General features: G+C 67.6%; 19 protein-coding genes and 1 pseudogene. 7 read left to right on the plus strand and 13 right to left on the minus strand.

All coding sequences use genetic code 11. From position 1 onward, the window contains the following. Positions 1-140 precede the first annotated feature (140 nt). Together ACWEKR_RS30745 and ACWEKR_RS30750 are read left to right on the plus strand one after the other, a co-directional pair. Entirely contained in the window at positions 141-1,832 is a 1,692-nt protein-coding gene (locus tag ACWEKR_RS30745; RefSeq protein WP_452357463.1) for a sodium:solute symporter family protein, read from the plus strand. Between the two features lie 12 nt (positions 1,833-1,844). After that, positions 1,845-2,099, plus strand: coding sequence for a hypothetical protein (locus ACWEKR_RS30750; RefSeq protein WP_452357429.1), 255 nt, complete (start codon positions 1,845-1,847; stop codon positions 2,097-2,099). A gap of 235 nt (positions 2,100-2,334) precedes the next feature. On the opposite strand, the pseudogene ACWEKR_RS30755 reads toward ACWEKR_RS30750, so the two are convergent. After that, positions 2,335-2,790: pseudogene (locus tag ACWEKR_RS30755) on the minus strand (SRPBCC family protein); the annotation flags it as partial. Positions 2,791-3,111: 321 nt separating this feature from the next. Here ACWEKR_RS30755 and ACWEKR_RS30760 point away from each other — a divergent pair. Then, positions 3,112-3,786 (plus strand): hypothetical protein, encoded by a 675-nt coding sequence (locus ACWEKR_RS30760; protein WP_452357430.1) that lies wholly within the window; start codon positions 3,112-3,114, stop codon positions 3,784-3,786. A 267-nt stretch (positions 3,787-4,053) separates the two neighbouring features. Here the strand turns inward: ACWEKR_RS30760 and ACWEKR_RS30765 are convergent, their stop codons facing one another. The 4 genes from ACWEKR_RS30765 to ACWEKR_RS30780 all read right to left on the minus strand — a co-directional run bounded on the left by ACWEKR_RS30765 (position 4,054) and on the right by ACWEKR_RS30780 (position 7,751). Further along, positions 4,054-5,727, minus strand: coding sequence for a bifunctional 3'-5' exonuclease/DNA polymerase (locus ACWEKR_RS30765; RefSeq protein WP_452357431.1), 1,674 nt, complete (start codon positions 5,725-5,727; stop codon positions 4,054-4,056). A 69-nt stretch (positions 5,728-5,796) separates the two neighbouring features. Beyond that, on the minus strand, positions 5,797-6,663 hold the full coding sequence (locus ACWEKR_RS30770) for an alpha/beta fold hydrolase (RefSeq protein WP_452357432.1): 867 nt from the start codon (positions 6,661-6,663) through the stop codon (positions 5,797-5,799). A 177-nt stretch (positions 6,664-6,840) separates the two neighbouring features. Then, complete coding sequence (locus ACWEKR_RS30775) at positions 6,841-7,011, minus strand: flavoprotein (protein WP_452357433.1); 171 nt, start codon at positions 7,009-7,011, stop codon at positions 6,841-6,843. A gap of 233 nt (positions 7,012-7,244) precedes the next feature. After that, positions 7,245-7,751: a MarR family winged helix-turn-helix transcriptional regulator gene (locus ACWEKR_RS30780; RefSeq protein WP_452357434.1), complete on the minus strand. Its 507-nt coding sequence runs from the start codon at positions 7,749-7,751 to the stop codon at positions 7,245-7,247. An 86-nt stretch (positions 7,752-7,837) separates the two neighbouring features. Here ACWEKR_RS30780 and ACWEKR_RS30785 point away from each other — a divergent pair, with 86 nt between their 5' ends. Beyond that, on the plus strand, positions 7,838-8,209 hold the full coding sequence (locus ACWEKR_RS30785; protein WP_452357435.1) for a VOC family protein: 372 nt from the start codon (positions 7,838-7,840) through the stop codon (positions 8,207-8,209). A 64-nt stretch (positions 8,210-8,273) separates the two neighbouring features. Here the strand turns inward: ACWEKR_RS30785 and ACWEKR_RS30790 are convergent, their stop codons facing one another. The 6 genes from ACWEKR_RS30790 to ACWEKR_RS30815 form a co-directional block, all read right to left on the minus strand. Further along, entirely contained in the window at positions 8,274-8,573 is a 300-nt protein-coding gene (locus ACWEKR_RS30790) for a hypothetical protein (RefSeq protein WP_452357436.1), read from the minus strand. A 91-nt stretch (positions 8,574-8,664) separates the two neighbouring features. Further along, the gene (locus ACWEKR_RS30795) at positions 8,665-9,414 is read right to left on the minus strand and encodes a hypothetical protein (RefSeq protein WP_452357437.1); all 750 of its coding nucleotides are present in this window, start codon (positions 9,412-9,414) and stop codon (positions 8,665-8,667) included. Between the two features lie 98 nt (positions 9,415-9,512). Beyond that, positions 9,513-10,976, minus strand: coding sequence for a PepSY-associated TM helix domain-containing protein (locus tag ACWEKR_RS30800; RefSeq protein WP_452357438.1), 1,464 nt, complete (start codon positions 10,974-10,976; stop codon positions 9,513-9,515). Between the two features lie 299 nt (positions 10,977-11,275). Next, complete coding sequence (locus ACWEKR_RS30805) at positions 11,276-11,839, minus strand: hypothetical protein (protein ID WP_452357439.1); 564 nt, start codon at positions 11,837-11,839, stop codon at positions 11,276-11,278. 135 nt (positions 11,840-11,974) lie between these two features. Then, a complete protein-coding gene (locus ACWEKR_RS30810; RefSeq protein WP_452357440.1) occupies positions 11,975-13,633 on the minus strand; it encodes an acyl-CoA synthetase in 1,659 nt (552 codons plus the stop codon). Between the two features lie 178 nt (positions 13,634-13,811). Beyond that, entirely contained in the window at positions 13,812-15,437 is a 1,626-nt protein-coding gene (locus ACWEKR_RS30815; protein ID WP_452357441.1) for an acyl-CoA synthetase, read from the minus strand. Positions 15,438-15,689: 252 nt separating this feature from the next. On the opposite strand from ACWEKR_RS30815, the gene ACWEKR_RS30820 reads away from it, so the two are divergent. Next, positions 15,690-16,292, plus strand: coding sequence for a carboxymuconolactone decarboxylase family protein (locus ACWEKR_RS30820; RefSeq protein WP_452357442.1), 603 nt, complete (start codon positions 15,690-15,692; stop codon positions 16,290-16,292). Here ACWEKR_RS30820 and ACWEKR_RS30825 read toward each other — a convergent pair. Both ACWEKR_RS30825 and ACWEKR_RS30830 read right to left on the minus strand, forming a co-directional pair. Beyond that, positions 16,260-16,760 (minus strand): ArsR/SmtB family transcription factor, encoded by a 501-nt coding sequence (locus tag ACWEKR_RS30825; protein WP_452357443.1) that lies wholly within the window; start codon positions 16,758-16,760, stop codon positions 16,260-16,262. The genes ACWEKR_RS30820 and ACWEKR_RS30825 overlap by 33 nt on opposite strands. Positions 16,761-16,843: 83 nt before the next feature. Then, positions 16,844-17,476, minus strand: coding sequence for a hypothetical protein (locus tag ACWEKR_RS30830; protein WP_452357444.1), 633 nt, complete (start codon positions 17,474-17,476; stop codon positions 16,844-16,846). Between the two features lie 460 nt (positions 17,477-17,936). Between ACWEKR_RS30830 and ACWEKR_RS30835 the strand changes: the two genes are divergently transcribed. Both ACWEKR_RS30835 and ACWEKR_RS30840 read left to right on the plus strand, forming a co-directional pair. After that, positions 17,937-18,104, plus strand: coding sequence for a hypothetical protein (locus ACWEKR_RS30835; RefSeq protein WP_452357445.1), 168 nt, complete (start codon positions 17,937-17,939; stop codon positions 18,102-18,104). Then, a complete protein-coding gene (locus ACWEKR_RS30840) occupies positions 18,104-19,015 on the plus strand; it encodes a phosphatidylinositol mannoside acyltransferase (protein ID WP_452357446.1) in 912 nt (303 codons plus the stop codon). The genes ACWEKR_RS30835 and ACWEKR_RS30840 overlap by 1 nt, the downstream gene beginning before the upstream one ends. The last annotated feature ends 731 nt before the right edge of the window (positions 19,016-19,746 follow it).

A 19,746-nucleotide genomic window follows, 5' to 3' on the forward strand; every position in this document is an offset into this window, starting at 1 on the left:
GCACGACGCACGCTCTCGCACGACGAGCGATCTCGCTCGCCGCCCCGGTTGTACCCGCCAGGAGGAACGCTGTGCCGCTCGCCGATCCGTTCGTTCTCGCCGCCGTGCCCGGACCGCACCCGGCCGCCCCGCCGCCGCACCTGGTAGCCGCCGAGACCCTCCGGCTGGACGCTCAGCCGGTGGATTACGCCCTGGTCGCGCTGTATTTCGTGTTCGTGCTCGGCATCGGCCTGCTGGCCAGGCAGCGGGTGTCCTCCAGCATCGACTTCTTCCTGTCGGGGCGGTCGCTGCCCGCCTGGGTGACCGGCCTGGCGTTCATCTCCGCCAACCTGGGCGCGGTGGAGATCATGGGCATGTCCGCCAACGGCGCGGAGTACGGGTTCCCGACCTTCCACTACTTCTGGATCGGCGCGGTGCCCGCCATGCTGTTCCTCGGCGTGGTGATGATGCCGTTCTACTACGGCTCCAAGGTGCGCAGCGTGCCGGAGTTCATGCGCCGCCGCTTCGGCACCGGAGCCCATCTGGTGAACGCGCTGAGCTTCGCGATCGCGCAGATCCTCATCGCGGGGGTCAACCTGTACCTGCTCGGCTCGATCGTGAACGTGCTGCTGGGCTGGCCGCTGTGGGTCTCGGTGATCGTGGCCGCGGTGATCGTGCTGTCCTACATCACCCTCGGCGGTCTGTCGGCCGCGATCTACAACGAGGTGCTCCAATTCTTCGTCATCGTGGCCGCGCTGCTGCCGCTCACCCTGGTCGGGTTGCACCGGGTCGGTGGATGGGACGGGCTGCGCGACCGAGTCACCGCCGCACCTGGCGGCGCGGAGCAGCTGGAGTCGTGGCCCGGTAACGCGCTCAGCGGATTCTCCAACGATTTCCTGTCCATCCTCGGCATCGTGTTCGGTCTCGGATTCGTGCTGTCGTTCGGGTACTGGACCACGAACTTCGTCGAAGTCCAGCGCGCGATGGCGACGCACTCCATCTCGGCGGCGCGGCGCACCCCGATCATCGGCGCCTACCCGAAGATGTTCATCCCGCTGATCGTGGTGATCCCCGGCATGATCAGCGCCGTGCTGGTGCCGCAGATGGCGGAGTACAAGGCGGCGGTGACCGCGAATCCGGACTTCGAGAGCGACACCACCTACAACCAGGCGCTGCTGTACCTCATGAAGGACGTGCTGCCCAACGGCCTGCTAGGAGTGGGCCTGGCCGGCCTGCTCGCGGCGTTCATGGCGGGCATGGCGGCCAACATCTCGGCGTTCAACACCGTCTTCAGCTACGACCTGTGGCAGCAGTACGTGCGGCGGGAGCGCCCGGACGGCTACTACCTCGGCGTGGGCAGGCTGGCCACCGTCGGCGCGACCGTGGCCGCGATCTTCACCGCGTTCATCGCCTCCGGGTTCAGCAACATGATGGACTATCTGCAAACCCTGTTCAGCTTCTTCAACGCGCCGCTGTTCGCCACGTTCATTCTCGGCATGTTCTGGAAACGGATGACACCGACCGCGGGCTGGATGGGGCTGGTCTGCGGAACCGCCTCGGCCATCGTCGTTTTCCTGCTGCACGAGACGAAGGTCTTCGAATTATCCGGCCAGGGGGCCAGTTTCGTCGCCGCCGGGGCCGCGTTCATGGTCGACATCGTCGTCAGCGTCGCCGTCACCCAGGTCACTCAGCCGAAACCGGCGGCGGAACTGATCGGGCTGGTGTACTCGGAGACACCGAAGGAAGTGCGCACCGACCCGCAGGCGGGCACGCTGCCCTGGTACCAGCGCCCGGTCCTGCTTGCTGGCATCGCGCTCGTCCTCGTCATCCTGCTCAACATCCTCGTCGGATAAGGAACCGCCGCCATGCTTTTCGATATCCGCACCATCGTCGGCGGCTTGCTCGGCTGCTACGCGATCGTCCTCGTCATCACCGGCCTGGTGCACAACACCGCGGCCGAGCAGGCCAAGACCGGCGGGGTGAACGTCAACCTCTGGGCCGGGCTCGGCATGGGCGTGGTGGCGCTGGCCTTCGTGGTCTGGGCGCTGTGGCGGCCGGTCCAGGTGCCGCCGGAGTCGCACCCGGCGGAGCACGCCGACGAGGAGTCCGGCTCCGCCTGACACCCGAACGGCGCCCCCTGGGAAAGTCCCAGGGGGCGCCGGTTCACGCGGGTCAGACGCCGGGGGTGCCGGTTCCGCCGGGCCAAGTGCCCGTTCCACCGGCGCCGGTTCCGCCGACACCTGGGGTGCCGGTTCCGCCGGCACCCGGCATGCCGGTTCCACCCGCGCCGGGCGTGCCGGTCGGGCCTGCACCCGGGGTGCCGGTCGTGCCGCGCTCCGTGGCGGCGCTGCCTGCGTCGGGGCGCGGAATGTCACCGCGCCAAGCGCCGGTCTCGCGGCCCTGGTGCTCGATGAAGTGCTTGAAGCGCTCCAGGTCACCGTTCACCCGGTGCTTCAGCACGCCCAGCTTGTCGGCGACGTTCTCCACGAACCCTTCGGGGTCGACGTCCATCTGCGCGGTCACCCTGGTGTGGGTGTCATCGAGCCGATGGAACGTGACGACGCCCGCGTGCTTGGGCCCGCTGTCGGACTTCCAGGCGACGCGTTCGTCGGGATGCTGCTCGGTGATGGTGGCGTCGAACTCCCGCGTCGACGGGCCGACATGGACACGCCAGTGCATATGCCGGTCATCGATCTGCTGTACCGCTTCGACACCCTCCATGAACTGCGGAAACGACTCGAACTGCGTCCACTGGTTGTAGGCGGTGCGAACCGGGACCTCGACGTCCACCGTGGCGGCCATTGTGCTCACTTGCTACCCCTTTCCTCGCCTGCCCGTACCATTCACGGGCCTGCGTCTCTCGGTTGACAAGCGCTCCCTTGTGGGGCGACTCGGGACATTCATCGCTTACCCGGGTCGCTCGGGGGCAAACAGGCGACGGCCCCGCTGCCGCGTTCCGCAGCGCCGATCGATCCGCCGGGCCTCCGAGGTTCGGGCATCCGGCATCGGATACGAGGACCACCCGAAACGTGCGAGGACATCCGCTGACGCGCCGCGACATTCTTGCTGCTGCGGCAATCACACTTTCCTCATGGTGACCGCACCTGACCATCGAGTGAAGGAGGGTACGAAATGAAGAAGGTCGGAATTTTCGAGACGCCCACCCGAAGCGAGATGCGCGATCCCGAGGCACTGCACAAGCGCATAGCGGCCTCCAACGGCGGCCGGGACGACGCGTACGGCGCGTATCAGCTCGCCTGCCTGATGGCCGCCACCGAGGCGGAAGAGGACGGAAGCGACGACGAATCCTGCCTCAGCCGATTCGAAGCCGCGCTACCCGGCTGGTTGAGCCGACTCGGCCTGAAGCTGGACGTCCACGCGTACGGCGTCTGCCACATGTCGGATGTCGACAGCACCGATCGAGGTGACGCGTCGTCGATCTATTGGACGTTGTCCGGGTTCCGGGACCGCTCCCGCATCTACGAGGCCATCGCCTTCCCGTCCGGCACACCGGCGCCGTCCGGTTCGATGATGGAGCAATACGACGATTGGTCGCAGAACGCCGCCGCGGTGGCGGAAGAGGAATCCACCGACTCGGCGCGATTCGCCACGTTCGTGGACTCGATGTCGCGATACCTGAACTCTTCGGGCAAGAATTTCCCCGGGACCTCCTTCGGCTACTTCAACAGCGCCGGCAGCGAGATCTACACCCCCAGCATGGAAGAAACCGGAATGCTCTGGAGCGTGGCGCCCGTCGGCTCCTTCGACGGCCACATGTACGAATGCGTCACCGCCGTCCCGAAGTGAGTTTCCAGATCAACGGCACCTGACTGCGGCATCGTGCGGGGTACGTCCCCGACTCTGCCCTTGGGCGTCGGCAGCGCCCTCGTCGACAAGCCGACCTCTGACACCGCAGCGAATCCGTTGGTCGAGCCCGCCCCATTCGACGGCCCGGCATCGAGTGTCGATCTCGATGCCGGGGCCGGGAGATGCCGACAGTCGCTGTGACGAGTCGGTGGGAACCCCAGCGGCACCGGAAGTGCTGTCACGTCTCACCACTGTCGGGCACGAGCCCTATTTGGCGTCCCCATAGCATTCCACCACCGCCGTTGTGCAGGGAAACCGAACCGGTGTCGGTCCGAAGGCCAGCCGACCTGCGGTATCGGCTGCGTTCGCGATCATTTCGGCGACCGCCGTCGCCTCCTCCGCCGGGCAGTGCACCATCACCTCGTCATGCTGGAAGAAGACCAACTCGGCGCGGAGCCCGGCCCGGGACATCGCCTGACGCAGGGCCGCCAGGACCAGCAGGGCCCAATCGGCGGCGCTACCCTGCACCACGAAGTTACGAGTGAAGCGGCCACGGGCACGCGCCGCCGAGGTGCTGCCGTACTCGCCGAGTTTCTCCCGGGACAGGTCCTGCTGGTCGGGCGACGCGGCCGATACCGGCGGGCACGTCCGCCCCAGCCACGTACGCACCAGCCGTCCCTCCTCACCGGCACGCGCCGCGTCATCGACATAGGCCACCGCTGCCGGATATCGGCGCCGCAGACCGGCCAAATGGGTAAGGGCATCGCCGGAGGTCTGACCGTAGATGGCCCCCAAGAGGGCGAGTTTCGCTTGCGCGCGATCGCCGCCGAAGCCACGGGCCGCCAGATCCGCGTACAGATCCTCACCGCGACCGGCCACCTCCATCAGCCCTGGATCGCGCGAGACCGCGGCTAGTATCCGTGGCTCCATTTGGTCGGCGTCGGCGACCACGAGGCGCCAGCCCGGATCAGCACGTATCGCCCGGCGGATCACTTTCGGGATTTGCAGGGCTCCACCACCATTGGTGGTCCAGCGGCCTGACACCGTGCCGCCGGGCAGGTATTCGGGACGAAAGCGGCCGCCGTGCACCCACTGTTCGAGCCAGGACCAGCCGTGGGCGGTATACAAGCGGTACAGCGACTTGTAGGCCAGCAGTGGCGCTACCGCCGGGTGATCGACGCGTTGGAGCTCCCATTTCCGCGTGGAAGACAACTCGATTCCGGCACGGGCGAAGGCCTTGACGATGTCGTTGGGCAAGTCCGGACGGACCCGCACTCCGTTGCCGAAAGCCCGCGATACTTCTTCGGCCAACTCCGCCATCCGGCGCGGTTGCGACCCGCCCGGATAGCGCTCACCCAGCAGCGTGTCCAGCAACTCGCGGTGGACGTCCGCGCGCCATGGGATCCCCGATCGCGACATCTCCGCGGCGACCAGCATGCCCGCCGATTCGGCGGCGAGCAGCAGTCGCATCCGCTCCGGATGCTCGGTGGCCGCCGTCCGGGCGATCTGACCCGCGTAGACCTCCAACAGGGCGGTGAGTTCATTCGTCCCGGCCGGCAGCGGCACCGGGCCCGACTCGAACAGCGACGGCTGGCTCTCGGCGGCCCGTGCCGGGGCATCCGGCGGAACGGGCAGATTGCGCAGGCGAGCCCAAGCGGCCGCCAGCGAACGAGGCTGACCCGACTGCCCCTCCTCATACCCGATCAGCAATGCCTCCGCGGCCTCCACGTCGTAGCAGCGCTCGACTCGCACGCCCGCTGCCAGCAGGGGTCGGTAGATCGCGGCGGTGGACCGCCACACCCACCGCTCGACCTCGGGGCGGGAACGCACTGCCTCGGCGATCGACGGCTCGTAGACCACCGGCCCGGCGGGCCGACCGCCCGGATCGAGTGGACACAGATACGCGCCCCCCTCGCCCGATTCCGCCACCGCCCACCGCACGTCCCCGAGTCTGGCACCGGCGTCCGACACCATCGGCAGCGCTCGGCGCGGTCTCGCTCCAGCGCGCTGTCAGTCGAGCGTGCGGGTGAGGAAGTCGCTGATCAGTGCGGCGATCTCGGTGCCGTGCGTTTCCAGGGCGAAGTGGCCGGTGTTCAGCAGGTGCAGCTCGGCATCCGGCAGATCACGCAGGTAGGCGCGCGCGCCGTCGGCCCCGAAGATCTCGTCGTGCTCGCCCCAGGTGATCAGAACGGGAGGCCGGTGCTCGGCGAAGTACTTCTGGAATTCGGGGTAGCGATCGAGGTTCAGTTTGTAGTCGGCGAAGAGCTGGAGTTGAATCTCCTTGTTGCCCGGACGATCCAGGTAGTGCTGATCCAAGGTCCAGGTGTCGGGACTGATCCGCGTCAGCCGGTCGGCCGGGACGCCGTGGGTGTACTGCCATTTCGTGGCGTCGATTTCGAGCAGCTTACGCACCTCGGGCTCGTGTGCCGCCCGGTCGTTGGCATGTGCGAACAGCACCTCCCAGAACGGGGTGAAGCCCTCCAGGTAGGCGTTGCCGCTCTGGGTGATGATCGCGGTGACACGGTCCGGATTGCGGGAGGCGATGCGCAACCCGATCGGTGCACCGTAATCCTGGATGTAGAGGGCGAACCGCTGCACGCCCAAGACGTCCAGCAGTTCCGAGGTGATCTCGGTGAGCTTCTCGAAGCTGTAGTCGAAGGCGAGCACGGACGGCATGGCCGACTGCCCGAACCCGATGTGGTCCGGCGCGATCAGATGGTAATCCGCGGCCAGCTCCGGCAGCAGATTGCGGAACATCACCGAACTCGTCGGAAAGCCGTGCAAGAGGACAAGCGTCGGCTTACTCGGATCTCCCGCCTCGCGGTAGAAGACCGGCAGGCCCTGGACCTCGACGGTGTTGTGACGCACTGCGTTCATCGCGTTTCTCCTGGTCGTGTTCATCGAACGGACACTCGGGGTCGGTCGTGGCAGCGGAGGTGCCGCCATCGCGCCTCTACCACTTCTAACCATTTAAACCTATTTCGATAGTTAATAGTGACCGCATGAAGCTAACCTGTCAATGTGACATAGACGGTTATCGCCAGAGGAATATCCTCAGCGCCGCTGTGCCCAGTTCGATAAGGGCATCGCGACGATGGGCAGCTGCTTGCCCACACCTTCGACCAACAGCCCCAGCAGCGGTGTGTCCGAGATCCCTGCGGCCCATTTGGCCACCGAGTTGCAGGTGATCGGAGCGACGATCATCGCGTCTGGAGGTGGCAGCACGTCCGGCGCGTCGGGGTCTTTGTACTCGCTGCGAGCTGTGTGGCCGGTCAGTGCGGCCAGCCCATCTGGCTAGGCAGGCGGATTCTGGCGTCGATTCCAGACGAATTCGAGCGTCCCGGGGTGCCTTGAAGGGCACTCGATGCAGACGAAAAATAGCGTCACTCGGGGTGGCCGGGAACGCGTCGTTCTGCCATAGAGATCTGCTGGATGGTCAGGACGTGACTTCCGGCCGCTCAGGTCGTTTCGTCGGCCAGTCGCTGCAGGTAGGTGGCGAACTGGTGGCGATCTTGTTCGTCCCATGTTGCGGTGAGCTGATGGAAGCAGCGTCGCTGCCATTCGTGAGATCCCGTGAGTAAGCGCCGACCACTGTCGCTGAGCTGCAGAACCACTCGGCGCCGATCGCGGACGGAGTCGACTCGGACGAGATAGCCGGCTGCGGCGGCGTCGCGGACCATGCGGCTGGCGCCGGAGTGGTCGAGCCCGAGCTGGGTGGCCACGGTGGTGACGGTGGCTTCCTCGCAGGTGTGCAGAACGGACGCGACGGCTTCGACGACTTGGATGTGCTGGACCTGACGTGCCTCGCCGTCCGGTTCCATCGCCGTCTGGGAAAGTGCCTGATTGATCCAGCGGCGAGACCAGAAGCGAACCAGCCGAAACAGCGCGGGCCCACCGTCGGGCGGCAGATCGGGACCAGCGGGCTGGTTCACGGCCTCCGAACCACTGGGACTGTTGACCTCCACCTGGACATCGTATGCGATACGCACGTATATTTGCGTGCGTATCGCATACAAACTTGTCTTGACAGGTTGTCTACCAGGAGGCTTCCGTGTCCATCGTGCTCAATCACACGATCGTGCCGACGAGCGATAACCGCGCGGCGGCAACGTTTTTCGCCGAGTTGATGGGGCTGCGGGTGTCGGCTCCGAACGGACCTTTCGTGCCGGTCGCAGTAAACGACGATCTGACCTTCGACTTCGACCAGCGCGGACGTGTCGAACCCGGGCACTACGCCTTCCTCGTCGATGACGCCACCTTCGACGCCGTGTTGGCGCGGTTGTCGGCATGGCCGGCCGTCGATTACGGCTCCGGACCGGAATACGGCTGGGACCGGCAGATCAACCACCTCAGCGGAGGCCGGGGCGTCTACGTCCGTGACCCCGACGGCCACAGCTACGAACTCTTCACCACCGTGCCCTGAACCACCCCGGGATCACGAATCCAAACGACTTCCGGAGCTGCGGTGTTGCCGGTCAGGGCCGGGTTCAGAAGTCGGCCAGCGGCAGTTCGTCGCCGGGGACGCCGCCGAGCCGGATCTGGAACCGCTCGAGGTGGCAGCACAACTCGTCGACGGTGAAGCCGGGAGCGCCGACGAACTCGGTGAATGCAGCAGTGACTTCGGGGTCTGCGCGCTGGAAGAAGTCTTGGAGGAAGCCGAGCATCTCGGCCAACTCTGCGGCGTCGGGGGCGTTGAGGTGAAACTGCGGGACGGCGCGGCGGATCGACGCGGGCAGGGATTCAGCCGGGACAACGGGATCGGCAGCGGTGGAGCACGCACTCGACAACGGGTTGCTGCCACACTAGCGGGCTCATCTGTCGGCTCACACGCCGAGCAAGCCCGGCATCGGGTAGCCGCTCCCGATGCCGGGCCTGGAATCACTTCTGCGGAGTGGGCATGGGCGAGTTGATCGTGGAGAAGTACATGATCGCCGCGCCGATGGCGACCGGGGCCGTCACCAGGATCTGACCCGCTACCGTGCCCAGGGCGCCGACAGCGACGATGCCGCCGAGGCAGCCGACGGCCGCGGCGGGGATGAACGGGCCGAACATGCCGACGATGGTGGCGGCGGCGATGGTCGCTCCGGCGATGCCGCCGAGCACGCAGCCGACGGCCGCGCCGCCGATGCCGCCGACGAGGGTGCCGATGGTGGCGCCCATGGAGAGGGTGCTGGTCATCCGGGACCAAGCGGCCTGTTCCCGGTCGTACTCCGTCTTCCACGGCGCCTTGTCCTCGAAGGGCAGGGCGACCGGCTTGTAGGTCGCGTGCGCCAAGTCGAACTGCGGGGTCAGCGTCGCGGTGCGATCGGAGATTTCCGCGGCGATGGGGAATTCGAATTCGTCGACCAGGAAGGTCAGCGGCGTGCCCGCGACGACGGTGCCGTCGGCGGCCTTGATCTTCAGCACCTGGTCCTCGACTACCAGCGAACCGGAATCGATCGTGATGATGCTGGCGGTCTCGGTGGCGTGGGCGGTGAAACCGACGGCCTCGGCGGCCTCCGTGGACGTTGCTTCGACGGAAGTGCTGTCCGCGGCAGGGACTTCGGGAGCGGCGGAACTCGTGCCCGCGGCGATGCTCACGGCGGCGGTGGTGAACGCGGCGGCCAGGGCTAGTTTCGTGATCTGCATGGAGAATCCTTGGTTTTCGAGGCATGGCGAAGCGACGGCCATACCAATGACGTTCGGTAGGTCGTGGAAGTAACGGGCCTTCGCCCGTGGATGTGTGGTTAAGCGGCCGCGCGGAACCGTCCGGCGAGCCCGAGCAGCACGTCGATCGCGAGGAAGACGAGCAGACTCACCCCGACCAGCGGCACGAACCAGCCCACCACCAGCGCGGCGGCCACTAGCGGCACGACGAGCCACAGCGAGGTCCTGCGCAATGCGCCGCGCCGTGGAGCCCGGCCGAGAACGAACCGGCCCGCGTCCCGGGTGGGCCGCCTGCGCCACCACATGAGGTAGCCGCGCACGACCACGGTGATCAGGCCGATCATCGCCGCGAGCAGCAGCAACTGGTTGAGCAGCCCGAACATCAGGCCCATGTGGAACTGAATGCCCCAGTTGGTGAGCTTGGCCATCAGCGGCCAGTCGGCGTAGGCGAGCCGAGCGGTGATCGCGCCGGTGGCGCCGTCGACGGCGACGGAGTCGACGGTGTAGGTGCCGGGCATCCGGCGTTCCTTCACCGCGAACGCTTTGCCCGGCGCGGCCGGGACGGCGATCTCCGCCGCCTGCGTGATGCCTTCGGCACGGGCCGCCGCGTACACCCGATCCAGCTGGGCGATCCGGTCGGCCGGGTCCGCGGGTGCGTGCTCCGTGTGGCCGCCGCCATGGTGATCCGAACTCGAATCGTGGCTCGGGGCAGCGGTTCCGGGCAGCGCTGTGCTGACCGCCGGTGTGGTCCAGCTCAGTTGCTCACGCAATGCGGTGATGTTTTCGCCCGCGTAGGTCGACCAGGTCATGCCGGTGGCCGACAGCAGCAGCACCAGCGGAAGTACCCACATACCGACCGCGCCGTGCCAGTTCAGGGTGCGGCCCCGTGCGCGCTGCGACCGATCGGCCGCCCACAGCCGGCCCCAGCCGTTGCGGGCCCGGCGGCTGCGCACCCGGCGCACCCAGATCACGAGTCCGGCCAGTGCGACGATCCACAGCCAGGACGCGGCGAGCTCGCTGTAGAGCCGGCCGGGCTCGCCCAGGTGCAGATCCCGGTGCAACCGATCGATCCAGGTGCGCATCGGCAGCGCCCCCGAACTGCCGTACACGACGGCATCGCCCACCGGCTGCGCGGTGTACGGGTTCACGAACACCGCCAGCCGCTCGGATTCGCCCAGCGACGGATCGCTGAACAGCACCCGGGTGGTGTCTTCGGCCCCTGCGGCCGGGGCGACGGCGACGAGCGGCAGGTCCGGCCGGGTGGCCACGGCCGCGCCGACCTGCTCCGACAGCGGCTTCGGCGTCTCGCTTTGCGAGACCGTCAACAGGTCACGCGACACGATCGATTCCAACGTCGGCGAGATCGCGTAGAGCGCGCCGGTGACGGCCGCTATGAGGACGAACGGCCCCACGAACACTCCCGCGTAGAAGTGCAGTCGCATGGCCAGCGCGTGCAGGCTGTTACGCGCGGTGGTCCGGCGTGGGCCGGGGGAGTCCGACGGCTCCGATAACTCGGCGTCGGAAATGGTTTCTGTTGTACTCACGGTCGTTTCGTTTCTGACGGCGGAGACCCGGTTGGGGCACAAATCACTTCCCGATGGCACGGGCGACCGCACGTACCTCGCGGACGCTCGCCGCGGAGCTGCGCGGAGCGTCGACAGTTCCGTCATGGACGCGATGGCATCGCCGGATGCGGAAGGGGGGTTTGCGACCCGGACGACGGCGTCGCGTCGGCACGCTCAGGCGTGGGCACGAGGGTGCGCGGCGACACCGCGCTGCACGGAAACCGCGACGGTGAGCGACAACTCACGCCACGGCGCGGGGCACCGGGTGTAGGAAGAATTCAGAGAACGATCGCGAGGGGCGGGGCCCGGGTGCGCAGCGCCTCGGCGGCGAACACACGGAGGACGACCCGGTCGCGGTGGAGCGTCCGCAGGGGAACGCGGTCCGCCACTACGGGTGGGGTGTGCCGCAGCGGGAGCACTCGGTGCAGCACCGCGGTGCCGATCCGGTACGCGGCTTCCGCACCGCGGATCACGACGGCCGCGGCGAACGCGGCACACACATGCGCGACGAGCATGGCCGGAGTCAGCCGGGCGTCACCGTGATGCAGATGTCCCGAGCCGATCCCCATGGTGAAGTGGCCGAGCAACTGCCCGGCGATCAGCGCCGCGACCAGCCCGGCCGACGTCTTGCGCAGTGGGGCCAGACCCGCGACCGACGCGCCGACCACGGCGGACGCCGCAGCCAGCAGCGCCAGCGCGGTGGTGTCCGGCAGCATGCCGCCGGAAGCCCAGCCGTGCGCCGCGACGGAGATGGCCCCCGAGATCGCACCGGCCGAGCCACCGCGCACCCGCGCGACGGCGCCGCGACGTCCCGCGGCGGACCGGTCGAACTCGTAACTCACCCGCTGATGATAGCGGACCGATTGCACGCGTCCGACCGCATCGGATCGCCCCGAAACCCGCTTCCGACGGGAACTACTCCGGTCTTCCGGGCGAGCGGCCGGCGCACCGCCAGGAAGACCCGGGACACGAACCGATCAGCCCGCCTCGACCTCCATCTCGATCAGCGGCTTGCGCAGCAGCTTGCCGGTCGCGTTGCGCGGCAGCTCGTCCAGGAAGATCACCTCGCGCGGGACCTTGTAGCGGGCGAGGTTCGCCCTGACGTAGTCCTTGATCTCCTGTGGGTCGCGCTTGCACTCGGGGCCGGGCACGACGAACGCGCGCAGCCGCTTGCCGAACTCACGGTCGTCCACGCCGACGACAGCGGCTTCGAAGATGTCGTCGCGGCCTGCGATGAGGTTCTCCACCTCGAGCGGGAAGACGTTCTCGCCGCCGGAGACGATCATGTCGTCGTCGCGGCCGTCGATGTAGAGCAGGCCGTCGGCGTCGAAATGGCCTACGTCACCGCTGGACATCATGCCGTCGACCATTTCCTTGGTGCGGCCGTCGGTGTAGCCGGTGAAGGCGAAACCGTTGTCCACGAAGATGGTTCCGGTGACGTTCGGCTCGGTGATCGGCTTGCGGTTCTCGTCCAGCAGCACGATCCGGATGCCGACCGGAGCCTTGCCCGCGGTGGTCGGGGCCTTGCGCAGATCTTCGGGGGTCGCCACGGTCATCACCGCGCACTCGGTGGAGCCGTAGAGGTTGTAGAGGCTGTCGTTGAAGTGGTCCAGCGTGCGGGTCACCACGTCGGGTGCGATGGCCGAGCCCGCCGCGAAGATCACCTTGATGCTGCTGACGTCGTATTTCGCCAGCACATCCGCGTCCAGGTCGAGGATGCGCTGCAGCATGGTCGGGACGACGACCAGCGAATCCGCCCGGTATTTCTGGATATTCGCCAGCGTCTGCTCGGGGTCGAATCGGCGCTGCTGGAAGACCACCCGGTTGCCCAGCGCGAGACCGAGGGTGAACTGCGACAGGCCGGTGCCGTGGAAGATCGGCGCGGCCATGATCATGGTGCCGTTGTCGGGCAGCGGCACCCGGTCGATGAACTGGGCCGAGGCGAAGGGGCTGACGCGGTCGCGCGGGGCGCCTTTGGGGGTGCCGGTGGTGCCGCTGGTCAGGATGACGATGCCGCCCGGCTTGGCCGGGGCGGGCAGCGCGGCGCCGGACTGCCCGCTGATCAGCGCGTCGACGGTCGGGATCGCGGGATCGGCGCCGTCCTTTTCGTCCACCCAGGTGAGAATGCGCGGGATCGCGGCGGGGATGGCGCTCATCAGGTCGATGAACTCGCTGTCGTGCAGCACCGCTTTGACGTTCTCCCGCTCGGCCACGTCGGCGAACTGCGGCTTGGCGAACCCGGTGTTCATCAGCACCCCGCGCACGCCGAGCTTGCCGGTGGCCAGCAGGCTCAGCACCATGCCGCGATGGTCGCGGGCCAGGATCGCCACCACGTCACCCGGACCGACGCCGCTGCTCTGCAAGCCCCGCGCCAGAGCGTTGGACTGCTCGTTGAGCTGGCCGAAGGTCAACTCCCCGCGTTCGTCGACGATCGCCACGGCGTGCGGCCTGGTCTGCGCGGCGTGCATGACGACACCCGCGAACGGGCCGAACTTCAAGATGTTGAAGGCCGACCGTGCCGCCTGGTCGGGCCGCAGCGGATTGAACAGCCGCCGCTTGACCATCACGTTCACGCCAAGGGCCAGATCGCCTGCCTTGCGGGCGGTACCGCTCAGCGCGGGGAGGGAAAGAGACATCGACGACAACCTTCCGGCGGTGTCACCCGGTGATCCTCCGGGTGGTGCGGACCGCAATTCGATATACCCAGTGCTGGTGCTAACAGTAGCAAGCGTGTGTAACTGGTTGTGTCACGTATCTCATCGGGTCCATACCAGCTGGTAACGGGCCGGGCACAAGGGCCCGGCCCGCCGTCGATCAGGCGTTGACCTCGTACTCCACCAGCACGCGGCGCAGCAGCTTGCCCGTCGCGTTGCGCGGCAGGTCGTCGAGGAAGACCACCTCGCGCGGCACCTTGTAGCGCGCCAGGTTGTTCTTCACGTATGCCTTGAGCTCCTCGCCGTCGGGCGAATGACCCGGCTCCGGAACGACGAAGGCGCGCAGGCGCTTACCGAATTCCGCGTCGTCCACGCCGACCACCGCCACGTCGAAGACGTCGGGCCGCTCCAGCAGCAGGTTCTCCACTTCCTGCGGGAAGACGTTCTCGCCGCCGGAGACGATCATGTCGTCATCGCGGCCGTCCACCATGAGCAGGCCGTTCTCGTCGAAGTGGCCGACGTCGCCGCTGGACATGTAACCGTCGATGATCTGCTTGTTCCTGCCGTCGGTGTAGCCCTCGAACGGTGCGCCGCTGCGGATGAAGATGCGCCCGGTGGTGTTGATCGCGGTGACGCGCTGGTCGTTGTCGTCGTAGAGCCGCACTTCGCAGGTGATCGGCGCGCGCCCGACGGTGCCGGGCGCGAGCGCGAGATCCTCCGGGTTCGCCACGGTCGCGACGGCGCATTCGGTGGAGCCGTAGAGGTTGTAGAGCACCGGGCCGAACGCCTCGGTGGCCTTGATCGTCAGCTCCGGTGACAGCGCCGAACCGGCCAGCACGATCGCCTTCAGGGAGGATGTGTCGTACTTCGCCCGGATTGCCGGATCCAGTTCGACCATCCGGTGCAGCATCGTGGGTACCGCCACCAGCATGTCGGCCTTGTGCTCGGCCACCAGCGCGAGCGTCGCCTCGGCGTCGAACCGGCGGCGCACCACCGCCTTGTTGGCCAGGGCCGCGCCGACCAGCCAGGTGGCCAGACCGGTGCTGTGGAAGATCGGCGAAACGATCACCTGGGTGCCGCGCTGCGGGAACGGGATCCGGTCGACGAGCTGCGCCGTCGACAGCGGAGTGACCTTGGTGCGCGGGGCGCCCTTGGGCAGGCCGGTGGTGCCGCTGGTCAGAATGATGAAGCCACCCGGCTTGCTCGGCGCGGGCAGCGGCTCGGTGGAGTTCGCGGCGACCAGGTCGTCGAGTGTCTGCGCGCCCTCCGGCAGCACGGCGCCCTCATCGACCCAGGTGAGGTAGCGCGGCAAGTCGGTGGGCAAGGCGTCGAGCAGGCCCAGGAACTCGCTGTCGTGCAGCACGGCCTTGACCTTCTCGCGCTGACACACCTCGGCGAACTGCGGCTTGGCGAACCCGGTGTTCATCAGCGCTACTCGCACGCCGAGCTTGCCCGCGGCTGCCATCGAGATGATGAGCCCGCGGTGGTCGCGCGCGAGCAAGCCGATCACCTGGCCTTCGGTGATGCCGGCCGCCTGCAGGCCGCGCGCGACGGCCGTCGACCGGTCGTCCAGCTCGCGGTAGGTCAGTTCGCCCGCGTCGTCCACGATGCCAGGAGCGTCGGGCGCCACGCGCGCGGAATGCCGGATCAGCGTCGCCTGGGGGCCGAGGATGCGCGACTCCTTCATCGTCCGCAGCGTCTCCAGCGGCTTCTTGGGGTCGGTGACACCCCGGCTGCGCAGCACCCCTAGCGCCTTGACGGCCTCCAGCGTGTGGGCCAAGTTCATGTCGAATTACCTCCACAAAACCTTCGCGTCGGTCCTCGACCTAGCGAACCGGTACGGCGTGTTGACTTGCCACCGTAGCAGTGCGGAGTGTGACAGGTCACAGTTGAAACGGACAAATCAGTCTCGGTTCGGTTGCGTTCACCCCAGGTCGGGACCGTCCGCAGGCCGAATTGCACCCTTTCCGCTTTCGGCTACCGGTCGGTAGGGTTACCCTCGCAGCGTCTCGAGACCGCTCGAAGGGAGACGCGGCCAATGTCCGATCCGAAGGACCGTGCACCGTTCATCGACATTCCCGGCGATCTGCCCGGCATCCGGGGTCTGTTCGCTTTCAAGCCCGAAACCGGAGCCGCGCTGAGCGAATTCGCGCAGACCCTGTTGCGCGGGACCTCTCCGCTGACGCCGGGGGAGCGCGAGACGATCGCCGCCTACGTCTCCTCGCGCAACGAAACATATTTCTGCACGCAGTCGCACGCGGCGACCGCGGCGGTGCTGGTGGACGGCGGCCGCGACGTGATCGACGCCGTCATCGAGGACGTGGAGTCCGCAGCGATCGAGCCGAAACTGCGTGCGCTGCTGCGCATCGCGGACAAAGTGCGCCGGTCGGGGCTCGAGGTGACCGCCGAGGACGTCGAGCACGCACGTGCCGCGGGCGCCAAGGACGAGGACATCCACGACGCCGTCCTCGTCGCCGCGGCTTTCTGCATGTTCAACCGCTATGTGGACGGCCTGGCGACGGTCGCGCCCCGGGAGCGGGCGACGTATGAGCAGATCGGCGGCATGCTCGCCACCGCCGGATATGTGGCCGCCGGCGTGCCGCCCGAGTCAGCGCCGGGCGCTGGCCAGCGCGACCAGTAGGGGAACCACCCTGGCGGCGGGGACCTCGAATCGGCCACGGCCCGCGGTGTGCAGCCAGCCGACCGCGGCCAGCTGGCGCAGGTGGTGATAGATCTGGCCGGAGGTGCCGACACCATCCACCCCGGCCAGCTCGGCCGCGGTCCTGCGCCCGCCCATGATCTCGCGCAGCAGCCGCAAACGGACCGGGCTGCCAAGCGCCGCAAGGCATTCCGCGGTCTCCGCCCAGTCGTCCTCGATGAGGTCGCCGGTGGTGAACCGGGCCTGCCACTCGCGCTGCTGGTCGTTGGGCAAGCGGACCGACCCGGCGAATACGACGCCGCCATCGGGTTCGTCGGCCGCCGCGAACTCCTCCCGCAGGCGCGCCACCGCCCAGTCTCCGGTGCCGGCCTCGGGGCTGTCCGGTCGTAGGTTCTCTTCCAGCGCGCTGAGCCGCCGCTCCAACTCGGCGACTCGGTCTTCCAGACTCACGAATCCACAAGCTACGGAAGTACGTAATGTCCGACAAACCGACGGTCCGGCTCCCGTGGCGGCGGGAGCCGGAGCCGTCGCCCTCAGGCGTAGACCGCGCCGAACGACGGCACCGAGATGGTGCCCAGCCGGTAGGCGAACCCGTCGGGGTGCTCCTCGCTCACGGGCACCGACCAGCGATGCCACAGCGACCCGTACACGGCGGCGACCACCGGGCCCGCGCCGGTGTCCAGGGCGCGTGTGCGAATGGTGGTGTCCACCGGAACGTCGTTGTGCTCGTAGAGCAGTTCGGTGCCGCTGCGCCCGTTGGCCAGGTTGATCCAGAGCACCTCGAGCTTCGCGCCGCCCTGGTTGGGTGAGATGGTCCCCGGCCCGCCGAAGAACCCGAGGCGGAACCCGTCCATTCCCAGCGCGATTCCGGACCCGTACACACCCGGGCCCTCGCCGCGTCCGATGTCCGACTGCGCCGGAATCTGGAACGGTTGCGCCGGCAAGGCCACCTGCTCGGCCTTCGCGAGCTGCCCGGAGGCGATCAGCCGATCCACCGCCTGCTCCGCTGCCGGATTCCCGGCCGCGGCGGCACGCAGTTGCTGCGCGGCGGCAGTCCAGTCCACCGTGGCCGGCTGCGCGGCGGCGTGCCCGGCCAACGGTGCTACGAACACCGCGGAGGCGGCGATGGCGGTAGCGAGGCGACGCGTAAGACTCAGTCGTTGCATAACCAGTTCTCCTCGAAGTTTTCTGGTACTGCTCGAATGAAATACGGCCGCTGATTCGTCGATCCAGCGACAGGGCGATAGGCTGCCCGGTCAGGTACGCGCCTGTCCAGGGGGGAACGCCGAATGGCGTGATCGTGTCGTTGACGCATCGATGCAATGGCGTGCTTGTCAGTGGCCGAGTGCATGGATCCGGGGGGCCGCAGGAAATTCCGCTCTCTGCGGGCTCCGGCGAACCGGTCGCCGACCGTGCTCCGAGGTCCACCGTCGACGTCGTGGCGTGAGCGCCGCTCTGTCGACCGCTGCCCTGAACAGAGCATTCTCGATAAACCGTTCCGTATGGTCTCGTCAGGGTAGGGTGGGTATCGAGGCGACCGCCGAATCCGCGGCGGCGGTGACCGTATCTGTACGGTGCGCCACCCATTCGGGCGTCATCTATCGCGAGTGAGCGGAGAATCCAGAAATGCATCGAAGTGAGCGGTCCCCGTTGTTCAGCCATCCGAACGAGCCGTCCGAGGTCGGCGCGCCCGCGGTCGGAGTGGTTCGGATGCCCGTCTTCAGTGACATCGTCGGCGCGACGCCGTCCGCGGTGACCGACGAAGCGGGACCGGTCGAGTCCGGGAGCGATTAGTGCACCTTTCCGGCCGGGCATGGGACCTGGGGTACGCCGCCGGCTGGCGGCTGGTTCGTGCCTTGCCGGAACCGTTGGCGGTCCGCCTCTTCGACGCGGGAGCCGAACGAGCGGCCCGGAACGGTGGCCCGAATCAGTTGCGCCGGAACCTGTCTCGAGTAGTGGGCACCGCGCCGGACGAAGTGCCGCAGACGCTGATCCGGGCGAGTTTGCGTTCCTATGCCCGCTACTGGCGCGAAGCCTTCCGGCTGCCGTCGATGGATCCGGTGCGACTGGCCGACGCCATCGAATCCGTGGCGACCGGGCTCGAACACATCCACCAGGCGGTCGAACGCGGCTCCGGTGCGGTGCTCGCTCTACCGCACAGCGGTAATTGGGACCTCGCGGGCGTCTGGCTGGTGCAGCGTGTGGGCTCGCCGACTGTCGTCGCGGAGCGGCTCGCGCCGGAATCGTTGTTCCGGCGGTTCGTGCGTTTCCGTGAACGGCTGGGATTCGAGATCATCCCGCTCACCGGTACCGCGACGCCGCCGTTCCCCCAGCTGATCGCCCGGATCCGGCAGGGGCGGATAGTCGGTCTCCTCGGTGAAAGAGACTTGTCCGGCACGGGCGTACCGGTCACCTTCTTCGGTGAGCCCGCTCGGCTGCCTACCGGTCCGGCTCGGCTGGCGATCGACACCGGCGCGCCACTGCTTCCCGTGCACTGCTGGTACACCCCCGGAGGCTGGGGATTCCACGTGAGTCCCCCTGTCGACACCAGCGGTGGCGTGCGCGAGACCACTCAGGCGCTGGCCGACCGATTCGCCGCGGGCATCGCCGCCCACCCCGCCGACTGGCACATGCTCCAGCCGCTGTGGACGGCCGACCTCACCGCCGCCCAGCTCGCCCGCCGGACTTCGACCCCGCCGAACTGAACTGCTCGTCGGGCGCCGCGACGGGCTTCCTCAGTCGCCTGGCAACCCCCATGCGAATCCCGCCGCGATCACGAAGCAACTGATAATGGAAATGAGAACAATGCTCCACATGTGCGCGAAGAGTACGGAACATTCGGTACGAAATCCATAGTCCGTTCTCGCCAAAAGTGTTTCAGGACACGTCATTCGCTTTGCCGCCGGGTGCGGAAACGAAAATCCGGCGCGAGTCCGAGTAGCTCGCACCGGATTTCGTCACGCTCGACTAGCTCGGCGTCACTTCAGCTCGGCGCTGGTCTTGCCCAGGATGCGGCGGGCGACGATGAGCTGCTGGATCTGCTGGGTGCCCTCGAAGATGTCGAGGATCTTGCGACCGGTTTCGCGGCCTCCGCAGTTCGGACCGGTCGACCTACTGTGACCTGGGCAAATCGTCTCGGTACTTCTCGATGGTTTTGGTCTCTTCGGGGCGTGTGACGGCCTGGATACGGCCTGGCTCTGAGGTGCCGGCTGTCCGTGTCCGCCCTGACTACTTCTACCCGCCCTTCTCATACTGGCCATCCCTCAGCGGAGGGAGGGCGTGTCAAGGATGCCGATAGGCACCGCGTAGCGGACACCGTAGGTGGTCCTTGACTCGTCGGAGTGGAGCGAGACGATTTGGCCATGAGGAAGGTGGGTTGGTAACCCCTCCACCCGCCGGAACTGGTTGTTCGGCAGTGGGTTCCGGGGCACCATCT

It is taken from the genome of Nocardia sp. NPDC004573 (assembly GCF_053602135.1).

Coding starts and splice junctions, on each gene's coding strand:
- ACWEKR_RS30750 (WP_452357429.1), top strand. CDS start 1,845: ATGCTTTTCGATATCCGCACCATCGTCGGCGGCTTGCTCGGCTGCTAC.
- ACWEKR_RS30760 (WP_452357430.1), top strand. CDS start 3,112: ATGAAGAAGGTCGGAATTTTCGAGACGCCCACCCGAAGCGAGATGCGC.
- ACWEKR_RS30770 (WP_452357432.1), bottom strand. CDS start 6,663: ATGAACGCAGTGCGTCACAACACCGTCGAGGTCCAGGGCCTGCCGGTC.
- ACWEKR_RS30795 (WP_452357437.1), bottom strand. CDS start 9,414: ATGCAGATCACGAAACTAGCCCTGGCCGCCGCGTTCACCACCGCCGCC.
- ACWEKR_RS30810 (WP_452357440.1), bottom strand. CDS start 13,633: ATGTCTCTTTCCCTCCCCGCGCTGAGCGGTACCGCCCGCAAGGCAGGC.
- ACWEKR_RS30815 (WP_452357441.1), bottom strand. CDS start 15,437: ATGAACTTGGCCCACACGCTGGAGGCCGTCAAGGCGCTAGGGGTGCTG.
- ACWEKR_RS30820 (WP_452357442.1), top strand. CDS start 15,690: ATGTCCGATCCGAAGGACCGTGCACCGTTCATCGACATTCCCGGCGAT.
- ACWEKR_RS30830 (WP_452357444.1), bottom strand. CDS start 17,476: ATGCAACGACTGAGTCTTACGCGTCGCCTCGCTACCGCCATCGCCGCC.
- ACWEKR_RS30835 (WP_452357445.1), top strand. CDS start 17,937: ATGCATCGAAGTGAGCGGTCCCCGTTGTTCAGCCATCCGAACGAGCCG.